The sequence below is a fragment of the Stenotrophomonas sp. RS-48 genome (assembly GCF_030053245.1).
GTDB lineage: Bacteria > Pseudomonadota > Gammaproteobacteria > Xanthomonadales > Xanthomonadaceae > Stenotrophomonas > Stenotrophomonas maltophilia_P.
The window spans coordinates 21,299-34,064 of the sequence record NZ_JASGBV010000033.1 but is presented as its reverse complement, the minus strand read 5'-3'; the positions used below and the strand labels follow the sequence as shown (position 1 = coordinate 34,064).

Below are 12,766 nucleotides of genomic sequence, written 5' to 3'. Positions count from 1 at the left end.
CGATCGGCTGGTGCCGTTGGCCGACCTGGTCGGTCTGGTCGAGGGGCTGGGTCCGCGCGGCAGCCTGCGCCCGGACTACAGCCGCTGCCTGATCGCGCTGTCACGCGGCGGCGCGGATGCCGATGTCACCCGCGAGTTCGATCTGTCGACGAAGCGCTGGATCGAGGATGGCTTCTTCCGTCCCGAGTCGAAGGGCGGCCTGAACTGGATCGATCGCGATACCGTGTTCGTCTACACCGATTTCGGTGCCGGCACCATGACCACCTCCGGCTACCCGCGCGTGGCCAAGCTGTGGAAGCGTGGGACGCCGATGTCGTCGGCCAGCGTGGTGTACGAAGGCAAGCCGGAGGACATGTACATCGCGGCGATGCACGATGACACCCCGGGCTTCGAGCGCAACCTGGTCAGCCGCACGCTGGCGTTCTACAACAATGAGGTCTACCTGCGCGGCGACGATGGCACGCTGACCAAGATCGATGCGCCGAACTCCGCCGAGAAGGGCCTGCACAAGCAGTGGCTGACCCTGGAGCTGCGCGACGCCTGGACCGTGGGCGGCAAGACCTACGCGTCCGGCTCGCTGCTGGCGACCCGGCTCGATGACTTCCTGGCCGGCAAGCGTGACTTCGAGGTCTTGTTCACCCCGACCGCGACCACCTCGCTGGCCGGTGCGACCTGGACCAAGAACCACCTCGTCCTGAACGTGCTGGACGATGTGAAGAATCGCCTGTCCGTGCTGACCCCGGGCGCCAATGGCTGGCAGAAGAGCGCGTTTGTCGGCGCGCCGGCATTCGGCACTCTGGCCGTGGGCGCAGTGGACAGCGACGACAGCGATGCGGTCTGGCTGACCGCCACCGACTATCTGACGCCGACCACCCTGGCTTTGGCCGAGATCGGCAAGGCACCGGAAACGCTGAAGACCATGCCGGCCTTCTTCAATGCCGAGGGCAAGGTGATCGAGCAGCACTTCGCCACCAGCAAGGATGGCACCCGTGTGCCGTACTTCGTGGTGCATGCCAAGGACATGAAGCTGGACGGCTCCAATCCGACCCTGCTGTACGGCTACGGCGGTTTCGAGATTTCGCTGACACCCAGCTATTCCGGTGGCATGGGCCGCGCCTGGCTGGAGAAGGGCGGTGTGTACGTGGTCGCCAACATCCGTGGTGGCGGTGAGTACGGCCCACGCTGGCACCAGGCGGCGCTGAAGCAGAATCGTCACAAGGCCTACGAGGACATGGCCGCGGTGGCACAGGATCTGGTCAAGCGCAGGATCACCAGTGCCAGGCACCTGGGCGTGCAGGGCGGCAGCAACGGCGGCCTGCTGACCGGCAACATGCTGACGCAGTACCCGGAGCTGTTCGGTGCGGTGGTGGTGCAGGTTCCGCTGCTGGACATGAAGCGCTACAGCCACCTGCTGGCCGGCGCGTCGTGGATGGCCGAGTACGGCAACCCCGATACCAGCGACTGGGAGTTCATCAAGACCTTCTCGCCGTACCACCTGTTCGACGCGAAGAAGAACTACCCGCCGGTGCTGTTCACCACCTCCACCCGCGATGACCGCGTGCACCCGGCCCATGCCCGCAAGATGGCGGCGAAGATGATCGATGCCGGCAAGGATGTGACCTACTACGAGAACATCGAAGGTGGTCATGGCGGCGCAGCCAACAACGCGCAGGCCGCGCACATGGCGGCCCTGGCCTACAGCTTCCTGTGGGAGCGCCTGGGCGGTAAATGACGAAATGAAAAACGCCGCCCCCGGGCGGCGTTTTTCATGGGCGGCGCTGCGCGCTCGCCGGGCATGGCCCGGCGCTACCGGAAATGTTGCAGCCCGCGCGCGATGCGCTCCACCGCTTCCTGCAGCCGCGGTATTTCCTGGGTATAGGCCAGGCGCACATGCTGGTTGGCGCGGTGGAAGCCGAAATCCAGGCCCGGGGTGAACGCCACATGCTCGGTTTCGAGGAAGTGTGCGCAGAACGCCTGGGCATCATCGGTGAACGCACTGACATCGGCATACAGATAAAACGCGCCCTGCGGCTCCACCTCGATGCGGAAGCCCAGCTCGCGCAGCGCCGGCAACAGGAAATCGCGACGCTGGCGGAAGGCCTCCCGTCGCTGTTCGAGGATCGCCATCGATTCATCGGTGAAACAGGCCAGGGCTGCATGCTGGGCGATGCTCGACGCACTGATGTACAGGTTCTGCGCCAGCTTCTCCAGTTCGGGCACCGCTGCGGGCGGCGCCACCAGCCAGCCCAGGCGCCAGCCGGTCATGCCGAAGTACTTCGAGAAACTGTTCAGCACGAACGCGCTGTCATCGACCTGCAATACGCTGGCCGCGTCCACGCCGTAGGTCAGGCCGTGATAGATCTCGTCCACCACCAGGTGCCCGCCGCGTGCGTGCAGTGCGCGTGACAGCGCCGCAAGTTCATCGGCCGACAGCACCGTGCCGGTGGGGTTGGCCGGCGAGGCGACGAGTGCGCCGACGCTGTCCGTGTTCCAGTGCTGTTGCACCAGCGAGGGTGTGAGCTGGTAAGCCGTCTGCGGACCGACCGGGACGAGCTGTGCGGCACCTTCCACCAGGCGCAGGAAATGCCGGTTGCAGGGATAGCCGGGATCGGCCAGCAGCCAGTGCCGGCCCGGGTCGACCAGCAGGCTGCTGGCCAGCAGCAGCGCGCCGGAGCCGCCAGGAGTGACCAGGATGCGTTCCGGGTCCACATCCAGCCGGTAACGGCTGCGATAGAAGCCGCTGATTGCCTGGCGCAGCGCAGGCAGGCCGCGTGCGGCGGTGTAGCGCGTGTGCCCGGCGGCCAGGGCCACCTGGCCGGCACGCACCACCGGCGCGGCCGTGGTGAAGTCCGGTTCGCCGATCTCCAGGTGGATGACATCGTGGCCGGCCTGTTCCAGCGCCTGCGCGCGGGCCAGCAGGGACATCACGTGGAACGGAGCGATTTCATGGCTGCGCCGGCTGTAGACCGGCGGGTGGGGCAGGGTACTCATGCGCCCATGGTACGCCGACCGCTGCCGGCGGGTCCGCACCGTGACGACCTGCAGGGTTGTGGTGCCGACGGGATTGGGGTCAGATCGCTGTTCGGGGAAGGGAACCGATCCCGTCGAAGACCATTGCATTGAAGCGCCTGGAGCCTTATCTCATGAAGCCCACCCTCTGCCTGTTGCTCGCCAGCCTGATGACCAGCACCGCTACCGCCGCCCCCCTGCCTGTTCCGCCGGACGCCGCCCGGCATCCGCACGAGGTCAAGGCCCCGTTCGGCGCGACCCGCAACGACGACTATTACTGGCTGCGTGACGACAAGCGCGCGAACAAGGACATGCTGGCCTACCTGCAGGCCGAGAACGCCTATGCCGACCAGGTGCTGGCGCCATTGAAGCCGCTGGAAGACGCGCTGTACAAGGAAATCGTCGGCCGCATCAAGCAGGATGATTCCAGCGTGCCGGCGCGCGAGCGCGGCTACTGGTACTACAGCCGCTTCGAGACCGGGCAGGACTACCCGATCCACGCACGCCGCAAGGGCAGCATGGATGCCGCCGAAGAAGTGCTGCTGGACGTCAACGCAATGGCCGCCGGCAAGGGCTACTTCAATGTCGGCTCGATGGAAGTCAGCCAGGACAACCAGCTGCTGGCCTGGGCCGACGATGACGTGGGCCGTCGCCAGTACACGATCCGCTTCAAGGACCTGCGGACCGGGCAGGTGCTGCCCGACGTGATCACCGGCAGTTCCGGCGACCTGGTCTGGGCCGACGACAACCGCACCGTGCTGTACGTCGAGAACGATCCGGAAACGCTGCTGACCGTGCGCGTGAAGAAGCACGTGCTGGGCACCCCGGCCAGCGCCGACACCGTCGTCTACGAAGAGAAGGACGACAGCTTCTACATGGGCATCGGCCGCACCCGCGACGACCGCTTCATCACCATCGGCGTGCACAGCACCGTGTCGTCGGAAGAGCGCTACGCGCCGGCCAGCGACCCGACCACGTTCACCGTGCTGGCGCCACGCCAGCGCGACGTCGAGTACGACGCCGACCACTACGATGGCCGCTGGGTGATACGTACCAACGACAGTGCAAAGAACTTCAAACTGGTCACCGCACCGACCGATGCTACCTCGCGTGCGCAGTGGAAGGACTGGATCGCGCATGACGATGCGGTGTTCATCGAAGGCTTCGAGCTGTTTGATGGCTTCACCGCCATTGCCGAGCGCTCCGAAGGCCTGGAGCGCATCCGCCTGCTGTTCAAGGATGGCCGCAGCGACTACGTGAAGGCCGATGAGCCGGCGTACTCCATGGGCCTGGGCGACAACACCGAGGCCGATACGCCGTGGCTTCGCTACGTCTACACCTCGATGACCACCCCGACCACCGTGTTCGAGCTGAACACCGCCACCGGCGAGCGCCGCCAGCTGAAGGTGCAGCCGGTGATCGGCTATGACGCATCGAAGTACGAAACCGAACGCGTCTGGATCACCGCGCGCGATGGCGTGAAGGTGCCGGTGTCGCTGGTCTACCGCAAGGGCTACCAGAAGGACGGCAAGGGCGCGCTGTTCCAGTACGCCTACGGCAGCTACGGCATGTCGATGGACCCGTACTTCAACCAGACGGCAGTGAGCCTGCTCGATCGCGGCGTGGTGTATGCCATCGCCCACATCCGCGGTGGCCAGGAGATGGGCCGCGACTGGTACGAGAACGGCAAGCTGCTGCACAAGCAGAACACCTTCAACGACTTCATCGACGTTACCCGTGGACTGGTGGCGCAGGGCTGGGCGGCGAAGGATCGCGTGGCCGCGTCCGGTGGCAGTGCCGGTGGCCTGCTGATGGGGGCGGTGGCCAACCAGGCGCCGCAGGACTACCGGGTGATGGTGGCGCAGGTGCCGTTCGTGGACGTGGTCACCACCATGCTGGATCCGACCATCCCGCTGACCACCAACGAGTACGACGAGTGGGGCAACCCGGAGCAGAAGCAGTACTACGACTACATGCTCTCGTACTCGCCCTACGACAATGTCAGGAAGCAGGATTATCCGGCGCTGTTCGTCGGTACCGGCCTGTGGGATTCGCAGGTGCAGTACTGGGAACCGGCCAAGTGGGTGGCCAGGCTGCGCGACGACAACACTGGCCATTACCCGATCCTGTTCCGCACCAACATGGAGGCCGGCCATGGCGGCAAGTCGGGTCGCTTCCAGCGTTACCGCGAGCTGTCCGAATCGTATGCCTTCGTGCTGCAGCAGCTGGGTATCGCAGCACCGTGATTGCGGCGGGGTGCCGGGCGTTGCCGGGCACCCCGAACCGTTATCCTTGCGAGCATGAGCCTGCCTGAACCGCCTGCCGCCCAGGACGCAGCCCCGACCCGCCGGCCGGTGCGTTTCCGCTGGGCATGGTGGCTGCTCGCCTATGTCAGTCTCGGCACCGGCATTGTCGGCATCTTCGTGCCGGGGCTGCCGACAACCGTATTCATCCTGATCTCGGCATGGGCCGCCTCGCGCGGCTCCGAGCGGCTGCATGCTTGGCTGCTGCAGCATCCGCGCTTCGGGCCGGCCATCAGCAACTGGCAGGCGCATGGCGCGGTCAGCCGCTACGGCAAATGGATGGCCACGATCACCATGGCGGTCTGCGCCGGGATCATGCTGTGGTGCGTGCCGATCGCCTGGGTGAAATGGTTTTCCATCGGCAGCATGACCGTGGTGGCGATCTGGCTGTGGACGCGGCCGCTGCCGCCGCAGGACTGACCCTTCCGCCGGGCATGGCCCGGCGCTGCCATGGGGGCCGTACCCTCCACCAACCGCTCAGCCGGCAGTGGCTATACTCGGGGCATGAAGATTCCCCATCGAAACGCCATCCTGATTCCGCTGGCAGCGGCCTCGCTGCTGTTCCTGTCCGCCTGCGGCAACAAGGGCCCGCTGGTGCTGCCGCAGAAGCCGGTGCCGGTGGAAGAGACCGTCGAGCCGGCCACCGATGCCGACGGCGAAGCCACCCCGCCTGCCACCCAGGACACGGGTGACGGCAGTCCGTCGGTGACCCCGGACCCGGTGAAGAAGGTGGACGACGGGAATGAGTAAGACCGGTTCCACCGCGCTGCGTTTCAGCAAGATGCACGGCGCGGGTAACGATTTCGTAGTGATCGACCTGCGCGACGGCACCGCGCCGCCCACGCCACAGCTGGCCGCGCGCCTGGCCGACCGCCACACCGGCGTGGGCTGCGACCAGATCCTGACCATCGAGGCCCCGCGCGTCGAAGGCTCGGTCGCCTCGTACCGGATCTGGAACGCCGATGGCTCCAATTCCGAGCAGTGCGGCAACGGCGCGCGCTGCATCGCGGCCTGGCTGGTGCGCGAGGGCAGTGCCCAGGGCGATGCATTCGTCATCGACAGCCCACTGGCCAGCCATGCGGTGCAGGTGCTGGGCCAGGGCCAGGGCCAGGGCCAGTATGCGGTGACCATGGGCGTACCCGCATTCGAACCTGCCAGCGTGCCGCTGGTCGGCTTTGCCCACCCGCGCGAGGAGTATCTGCTGCCGCTGCAGGGCGAGAGCGTGCGGTTTGCTGCGGTGTCGATGGGCAATCCGCATGCCGTGATCGAGGTGGGCCTGATCGATGCGGCGCCGGTCGAGCGCGTCGGCGCGCTGCTGCAGCAGCATGCCTCGTTCCCGAAGTCGGTGAACGTGGGTTTCACCCAGGTCATCGCGCCGGACCACGCGCGGTTGCGCGTGTTCGAGCGGGGCGTCGGCGAGACCCTCGCCTGCGGCAGCGGCGCCTGTGCAGCCGCAGTCACCCTCATGCAGCGCGGTCGCCTGCAGCGCGATGCACGCATCAGCCTGCCCGGCGGCGAACTGCGCATCCAGTGGCCGGGCGAGGGGCAGCCCGTGGTGATGGCCGGCCCCACCGCATTCGTCTTCGAAGGGGAGTGGATCGCATGACTGAGACCGTCGACAAGCTCGGGGCCCATGAAGTCGCTGCCTGGTTGCGGCGCCATCCGGCCTTCCTCAAGCAGTTTCCGGACCTGGCGCTGACCCTGGTGGTGCCGCGCGATGACGGCCCGACCGCATCGCTGGCCAGCTACCAGCTGGAGCTGCTGCGGGAAAAGAACCGCGAGCTGGCGCGACGGTTGGCCGATCTGGGCGCGACCGCCCAGGTCAACGAACGGCTGGCGGTGCGCACCCACCAGCTGACGCTGGCACTGATGAAGCAGGGCAGTGCCGCCGATACCCTGCGTGCGATGGCCGCCTCGCTGCAGGAGGATTTTGCGGGTGATCTGGTGCGACTGGTCGTGCACGTGCCGGTGGCCGGGCTGGAACAGGCCGAATGGCTGCAGGTCATCGCGGCCGACGATCCACGCCTGGGTCCCTTCCGTGATTGCCTGAAGGACGGTGAGCCGATCTGCGGCCGCCTGCAGCCGGAAAAGAACGCGGTGCTGTATGGCGCGCGCAGTGAGGAGGTGCAGACCACCGCCCTGCTGCCGCTGCCGGGTGTCGGCCTGATCGCGGTCGGCAGCCATGACCCGAACCGCTTCTACCCGGGCATGGGCACGCTGTTCCTGCGCATGATGGGCGAGGCCCTGGCCACCGGCCTCAAGCGCTTCCAGGACTGAGCGGAGCGCGGCGGCGATGAGCGCGGTCATGGCGTTCCTGCAGCACCTGCAGGTGGAACGGCGGATGTCGGCGCATACGCTGGACGCCTACCGTCGCGACCTGGATGCGCTGGCGGCATGGGCCGAGCCGCGGGGCGTGCCGGTGGAGGCGCTGGATGCTGACGCCGTGCGACAGTTCGTCGCCGATGAACATCGCCGGGGCCTGTCGGCCAAGAGCCTGCAGCGGCGGCTGTCTGCCTGCCGCAGCTTTTATGCGTGGCTGCTTAGGCATGGCCGCATCGAGGTCAGTCCAGCGGCCACGCTGAAGGCACCGCGAGCGCCGCGCAGGCTGCCGCAGGTGCTCGACGCCGATGAAGCCGTGCAACTGGTCGAACTGGAACCGGAAGGCGAGCTGGGGCGACGCGACCGCGCGCTGCTGGAGCTGTTCTATTCCTCCGGCCTGCGCCTGAGCGAGGTCTGCGCATTGACCTGGCGTGACCTGGATTTTGCCAGCGGACTGGTCAACGTGATGGGCAAAGGCAACCGCCAGCGTCGGGTACCGTTCGGCAGGCCGGCGCGCGAGGCACTGCTTGCGTGGCGAAGCGAAAGCGGCGGCGCCCCGGCCACCCCGGTGTTTCCGGGCCGCAACGGGCCGATCAGCCAGCGCGCGGTGCAGATCCGCATCCGCCAGCTGGCGCAGCGGCAAGGGCTGTTCAAGCACGTGCATCCGCACATGCTGCGGCACAGCTTCGCCAGCCACATCCTCGAGTCGTCCGGCGACCTGCGCGGCGTGCAGGAACTGCTGGGGCACGCCGACATCGCCACCACGCAGATCTACACCCATCTGGATTTCCAGCACCTGGCCAAGGTCTACGACGCTGCGCATCCGCGCGCCAAGCGCCGCCGGTAGCGCCAATCCACGCCCGGCGGCAGTGGTAGCGCCGGGCCATGCCCGGCGGATGCAGCGGCCGCTGGCGCCCGAGCCCTGAACGGCAGCCATCCACGCAGGCTTGATCGGCCCCGGCGCTGTCCCCATGTCCCGGGAACAGCTATCGGAGGCCGCATGGACCCCAGTCAGAACCCCAACGTTTTCCACGCCACCACCATCGTCTGCGTGCGTCGCGGCGAGCATGTGGCCATTGCCGGCGACGGCCAGGTCACGCTCGGCCACACCGTGATGAAGGGCAATGCGCGCAAGGTGCGCCGGCTGGGTCGCGATGGCCAGGTGCTGGCCGGTTTCGCCGGCGCGGCCGCCGATGCCTTCACCCTGTTCGAGCTGTTCGAGGCCAAGCTGGAAAAGCACGGCCAGCTGCAGCGTGCCGCCGTCGAGCTGGCCAAGGACTGGCGCACCGAGCGTCGCCTGGGCAAGCTGGAAGCACTGTTGGCCGTGGCCGACAAGGAAACCTCGCTGATCATCAGCGGTACCGGCGACGTGATCGAGCCGGAAGACGGCATCATCGCCATCGGTTCCGGCGGTTCCTACGCGCTGTCGGCGGCCCGCGCGCTGATGGCGCACACGGCGCTGGATGCGCGCACCATCGCCAGTGAAGCGATCAACATCGCGGGCGACATCTGCATCTACACCAACCGCAACGTGGTGGTCGAGGAGCTGTGACGCTCCCTGATCCGCCGGGCATGGCCCGGCGCTACCGGCCGGGCCGTCTGGTTCCGGTGTCATCGACAACGCATTCGTGAGCCCATCCATGTCGAAGATCGAAGTTTCCTCCGCCACCATGACGCCGCGCGAGATCGTGCAGGAGCTGGACCGGCACATCGTTGGCCAGCATGACGCCAAGCGCGCCGTGGCCATCGCCCTGCGCAACCGCTGGCGCCGCATGCAGCTGCCGGCCGAGCTGCGCAACGAGGTCATGCCGAAGAACATCCTGATGATCGGCCCGACCGGCGTCGGCAAGACCGAGATCGCGCGTCGCTTGGCCACGCTGGCCAATGCGCCGTTCGTGAAGGTCGAAGCGACCCGTTTCACCGAGGTCGGCTACGTCGGCAAGGACGTCGAACAGATCATCCGCGATCTGGCCGATACCGCGGTCAAGCTGTACCGCGAGCAGGCCAAGGTGCGCGTGCGCACCCAGGCAGAAGAACGTGCCGAAGACCGCATTCTCGATGCGCTGCTGCCACGCCGCAGCGGCGGCATCGGTTTCGACCCGGAAGTGGCGCGCAACGAGCCGTCGGCACAGGACAACGAAACCCGCATCAAGTTCCGCAAGATGCTGCGCAATGGTGAGTTGGACGAGCGCGAGATTGAACTGGATCTGGCCGCCAACGTCAGCATGGACATCATGACGCCGCCGGGCATGGAGGAGATGGGCCAGCAGCTGAAGTCCATGTTCGCCAATCTCGGCGGTGGTGCCAAGGCGCACAAGCGCACCTTGACCATCAAGGCGGCACGCCCGCTGCTGCTGGAGGAAGAAGCCGGCAAGCTGGTCAACGAGGACGATATCCGCACTGCGGCGATCGAAGCCTGCGAGCAGCATGGCATCGTCTTCATCGACGAGATCGACAAGGTTGCCAAGCGCGGTGACAACGTGGGTGGTGGCGACGTCTCGCGTGAAGGCGTGCAGCGCGATCTGCTGCCGCTGGTGGAAGGCTCGAACGTGTCGACCAAGTACGGCACGATCAAGACCGACCATATCCTGTTCATCGCTTCCGGTGCCTTCCACCTGGCCAAGCCGAGCGATCTGATTCCGGAGCTGCAGGGTCGTTTCCCGATCCGCGTGGAACTGGGCGCGCTGAGCAAGGGTGATTTCGTGCGCATCCTGACCGAGCCGAAGGCGGCGCTGACCAAGCAGTACGAAGCGCTGCTGGCCACCGAAGGCGTCAAGGTCAGCTTCACTGCCGACGCCATCGACCGCCTGGCCGAGATCGCCTTCCAGGTGAACGAGCGCCAGGAGAACATCGGTGCCCGCCGCCTGCATACGGTACTGGAGCGCCTGCTGGATTCGCTCAGCTACGAAGCGCCTGACCGCGATGGCGAGAGCCTGGCCATCGACAGCGCTTACGTCGATGCGCATCTGGGTGAACTGGTGCAGGATCCGGACCTGAGCCGCTACATCCTGTAACGCAGAAGGCCGCCGAAAGGCGGCCTTCTTGTTTGAGGGATCCGACCCCTGTGCGCTCAGGCCTCCGGCAACGGCGCAGGTACGGTGCCCGGCTCGAACACGCCTTCCTTCACGTAGGCGGCCAGGGTCATGTCCAGCGCGAGCATGCCGTCGCGCTGGAGATCCATCAGATCCGGCTCGACCATCGCGCCATGCAGCACCCCCAGCACGGTCGCGTGCAGCATGCGCGCGGCGATCTTCGGGTCGGCGCCTTCGCGCAGCTGGCCCAGCGCCTGCGCGCGTCGCAGCGCACGCTCCATCCGGTCCAGCGCGTCGCGGAAACCGGCCTGCTGGAGTTCGGTCAGCACCTTGGTGTCGGCCGAAGCATCGCTGCGCAGCATGATCTCCATGGTCTTGCGCAGGCGCTCGTCTTCGGACAGCTCGATGAAGGAATGGATCATCACCGCGCGCAGATCATGCACCGGCGTATCGCGCTGCTCGGTGGAGGTGCGCTCCAGTTCCTGCATGAAAGGCAGGTGCACCCGTTCGATGATCGCGGCCAGCACCTCGCCCTTGTTCTTGAAGTGCCAGTACACGGCGCCGCGGGTATAGCCGGCGCGGGCACCGATCATCTCCAGCGTGGTACGGGCCACGCCATGTTCATGGAAGCAGGCTTCGGCGGCGTCAAGGATGCCTTCCCGGGTTGCCTGGGTGTCCTCTTTGGTCTTGCGGGCCATGGGTACGAGTACGGGTGAAACGTGGCTGAATTGTACCTGTTTACAAACAAACAAGCATGTATGTATATTTCACCTCCATCGTTCCCGTCGTGTGCGTGGCTGTCCTGTTCCGGCACCCATGCCTGCCCGGGCGGGCGTTGTACGAGAGGCCTCAACCCGTTCCCGGGAAGTGTCCGCCGTGTCAGCGCCTGCTGAGATTCTTCCTTCCAAGAGCCTTCCCCATGTTGCTGAGCCGAATCCGACCCTTTGCGCTGTCGCTGGCCATCGCCACGACCGTGGCCGCCTGTGGCGGCGAACCCCAGGCCCCCGAACAGGGGCCCGGCCAGGTCAGCGTGGTCACGCTGAAGTCCGAGACCGTGGGCCTGACCCGCGAGTTGCCGGGCCGGACCAATGCCTTCCTGGTGGCCGAAGTCCGTCCGCAGGTCAGCGGCATCGTGGCCAAGCGCCTGTTTACCGAGGGCGGCATGGTCAAGGCCGGCGAGCCGTTGTACCAGCTGGATGACGCCAGCTACCGCGCCCAGGCCAACAGTGCCCGCGCACAGCTGGCCCGCGCCGAAGCCACGGCCAACGCCGCGCGCCTGAGTGCCAAGCGCATCACCGAGCTGGCCAAGGTCGATGCGGTCAGCCAGCAGGATCTGGAAAACGCCGTAGCCGCGCAGAAGCAGGCCGAGGCCGATGTCGGCGCCGCCCGGGCTTCGCTGGATTCGGCCAACGTCACGCTGGGCTACGCCCGCATCACCGCGCCCATCAGCGGCCGCATCGGCAAGTCCAGCGTCACCCAGGGTGCGCTGGTGAACGCCGGCCAGGCCGACGCGCTGGCCACGGTGCAGCAGCTGGATCCGATCTATGTCGACCTCACCCAGTCCTCGGCCGAGCTGCTGCAGCTGCGCCGCGAGCTGGCCGCCGGCCGCCTGCAGGACAACCAGCAGACGCCGGTCAGCATCCTGCTGGAGGACGGCAGCGCTTTCGAGCACAAGGGCACGCTGGAGTTCTCCGAAGTCAGCGTCGATCCGGCCACCGGCAGCTTCGGCCTGCGGGTCAAGGTGGAAAACCCCGATGGCCTGCTGATGCCGGGCATGTACGTGCGCGCAGTGATCGGTGGCGGCGTGCGCAGCGACGCGGTGCTGGTGCCGATGCAGGGCATCGCCCGCGATGCCAAGGGTGACACCACGGCGATGGTGGTCGGCAAGGACAGCAAGGTCGAAGTCCGCCCGGTCAAGGTCAGCCGCACCATCGGCGACAAGTGGCTGGTCGAGGATGGCCTGAAGCCCGGCGACAAGGTCATCGTCGAAGGCCTGCAGAAGATCGGCCCCGGCATGCCGGTCAACGCCACCGAAAAGGGCGCCGCACCGGCCAAGCCGGCCGCTGCCCCGCCTGCGGCTCCGGCCGGCGACGCGAAGTAAGC

Annotated in this window: 12 protein-coding genes; 10 read left to right on the top strand and 2 right to left on the bottom strand. The window is 66.8% G+C overall.

What is annotated here, in order from left to right; all coding sequences use genetic code 11:
• A partial coding sequence (locus tag QMZ25_RS07645; RefSeq protein ID WP_283219393.1) for a prolyl oligopeptidase family serine peptidase occupies positions 1–1,732 on the top strand: 1,732 nt, incomplete at its 5' end.
• Between the two features lie 74 nt (positions 1,733–1,806).
• Here QMZ25_RS07645 and QMZ25_RS07640 read toward each other — a convergent pair.
• Positions 1,807–2,991 carry a pyridoxal phosphate-dependent aminotransferase gene (locus QMZ25_RS07640; RefSeq protein ID WP_283219392.1) on the bottom strand — a complete coding sequence of 395 codons (1,185 nt, stop codon included), beginning with the start codon at positions 2,989–2,991 and terminating at the stop codon, positions 1,807–1,809.
• Positions 2,992–3,143: 152 nt separating this feature from the next.
• On the opposite strand from QMZ25_RS07640, the gene QMZ25_RS07635 reads away from it, so the two are divergent.
• The 8 genes from QMZ25_RS07635 to hslU all read left to right on the top strand — a co-directional run bounded on the left by QMZ25_RS07635 (position 3,144) and on the right by hslU (position 10,645).
• The gene (locus QMZ25_RS07635) at positions 3,144–5,255 is read left to right on the top strand and encodes a S9 family peptidase (RefSeq protein WP_279942985.1); all 2,112 of its coding nucleotides are present in this window, start codon (positions 3,144–3,146) and stop codon (positions 5,253–5,255) included.
• A 54-nt stretch (positions 5,256–5,309) separates the two neighbouring features.
• Complete coding sequence (locus QMZ25_RS07630) at positions 5,310–5,732, top strand: YbaN family protein (RefSeq protein ID WP_053520181.1); 423 nt, start codon at positions 5,310–5,312, stop codon at positions 5,730–5,732.
• A gap of 84 nt (positions 5,733–5,816) precedes the next feature.
• Positions 5,817–6,062: a lipoprotein gene (locus QMZ25_RS07625; protein WP_053520180.1), complete on the top strand. Its 246-nt coding sequence runs from the start codon at positions 5,817–5,819 to the stop codon at positions 6,060–6,062.
• Positions 6,055–6,918, top strand: a complete 864-nt coding sequence (dapF, locus tag QMZ25_RS07620; protein WP_283219391.1) for a diaminopimelate epimerase — start codon at positions 6,055–6,057, stop codon at positions 6,916–6,918. The genes QMZ25_RS07625 and dapF overlap by 8 nt, the downstream gene beginning before the upstream one ends.
• Positions 6,915–7,589, top strand: a complete 675-nt coding sequence (locus QMZ25_RS07615; protein WP_065175177.1) for a DUF484 family protein — start codon at positions 6,915–6,917, stop codon at positions 7,587–7,589. The genes dapF and QMZ25_RS07615 overlap by 4 nt, the downstream gene beginning before the upstream one ends.
• 16 nt (positions 7,590–7,605) lie before the next feature.
• Complete coding sequence (gene xerC / locus QMZ25_RS07610; protein WP_193396463.1) at positions 7,606–8,478, top strand: tyrosine recombinase XerC; 873 nt, start codon at positions 7,606–7,608, stop codon at positions 8,476–8,478.
• A gap of 153 nt (positions 8,479–8,631) precedes the next feature.
• Positions 8,632–9,183 carry an ATP-dependent protease subunit HslV gene (hslV, locus tag QMZ25_RS07605; protein ID WP_053520176.1) on the top strand — a complete coding sequence of 184 codons (552 nt, stop codon included), beginning with the start codon at positions 8,632–8,634 and terminating at the stop codon, positions 9,181–9,183.
• An 88-nt stretch (positions 9,184–9,271) separates the two neighbouring features.
• Positions 9,272–10,645 carry an ATP-dependent protease ATPase subunit HslU gene (gene hslU / locus QMZ25_RS07600; protein ID WP_283219390.1) on the top strand — a complete coding sequence of 458 codons (1,374 nt, stop codon included), beginning with the start codon at positions 9,272–9,274 and terminating at the stop codon, positions 10,643–10,645.
• 56 nt (positions 10,646–10,701) lie between these two features.
• Here the strand turns inward: hslU and QMZ25_RS07595 are convergent, their stop codons facing one another.
• Positions 10,702–11,361 carry a TetR family transcriptional regulator gene (locus QMZ25_RS07595; RefSeq protein WP_065175175.1) on the bottom strand — a complete coding sequence of 220 codons (660 nt, stop codon included), beginning with the start codon at positions 11,359–11,361 and terminating at the stop codon, positions 10,702–10,704.
• Between the two features lie 221 nt (positions 11,362–11,582).
• Between QMZ25_RS07595 and smeD the strand changes: the two genes are divergently transcribed.
• Positions 11,583–12,764, top strand: coding sequence for a multidrug efflux RND transporter periplasmic adaptor subunit SmeD (gene smeD / locus QMZ25_RS07590; RefSeq protein WP_065175174.1), 1,182 nt, complete (start codon positions 11,583–11,585; stop codon positions 12,762–12,764).
• Positions 12,765–12,766: the final 2 nt, after the last annotated feature.

Bases quoted from the DNA above. Each gene is read 5' to 3' on its own strand.
- QMZ25_RS07640 (WP_283219392.1), bottom strand. From the start codon at position 2,991: ATGAGTACCCTGCCCCACCCGCCGGTCTACAGCCGGCGCAGCCATGAA.
- QMZ25_RS07635 (WP_279942985.1), top strand. From the start codon at position 3,144: ATGAAGCCCACCCTCTGCCTGTTGCTCGCCAGCCTGATGACCAGCACC.
- QMZ25_RS07630 (WP_053520181.1), top strand. From the start codon at position 5,310: ATGAGCCTGCCTGAACCGCCTGCCGCCCAGGACGCAGCCCCGACCCGC.
- QMZ25_RS07625 (WP_053520180.1), top strand. From the start codon at position 5,817: ATGAAGATTCCCCATCGAAACGCCATCCTGATTCCGCTGGCAGCGGCC.
- dapF (WP_283219391.1), top strand. From the start codon at position 6,055: ATGAGTAAGACCGGTTCCACCGCGCTGCGTTTCAGCAAGATGCACGGC.
- QMZ25_RS07615 (WP_065175177.1), top strand. From the start codon at position 6,915: ATGACTGAGACCGTCGACAAGCTCGGGGCCCATGAAGTCGCTGCCTGG.
- xerC (WP_193396463.1), top strand. From the start codon at position 7,606: ATGAGCGCGGTCATGGCGTTCCTGCAGCACCTGCAGGTGGAACGGCGG.
- hslV (WP_053520176.1), top strand. From the start codon at position 8,632: ATGGACCCCAGTCAGAACCCCAACGTTTTCCACGCCACCACCATCGTC.
- hslU (WP_283219390.1), top strand. From the start codon at position 9,272: ATGTCGAAGATCGAAGTTTCCTCCGCCACCATGACGCCGCGCGAGATC.
- QMZ25_RS07595 (WP_065175175.1), bottom strand. From the start codon at position 11,361: ATGGCCCGCAAGACCAAAGAGGACACCCAGGCAACCCGGGAAGGCATC.
- smeD (WP_065175174.1), top strand. From the start codon at position 11,583: ATGTTGCTGAGCCGAATCCGACCCTTTGCGCTGTCGCTGGCCATCGCC.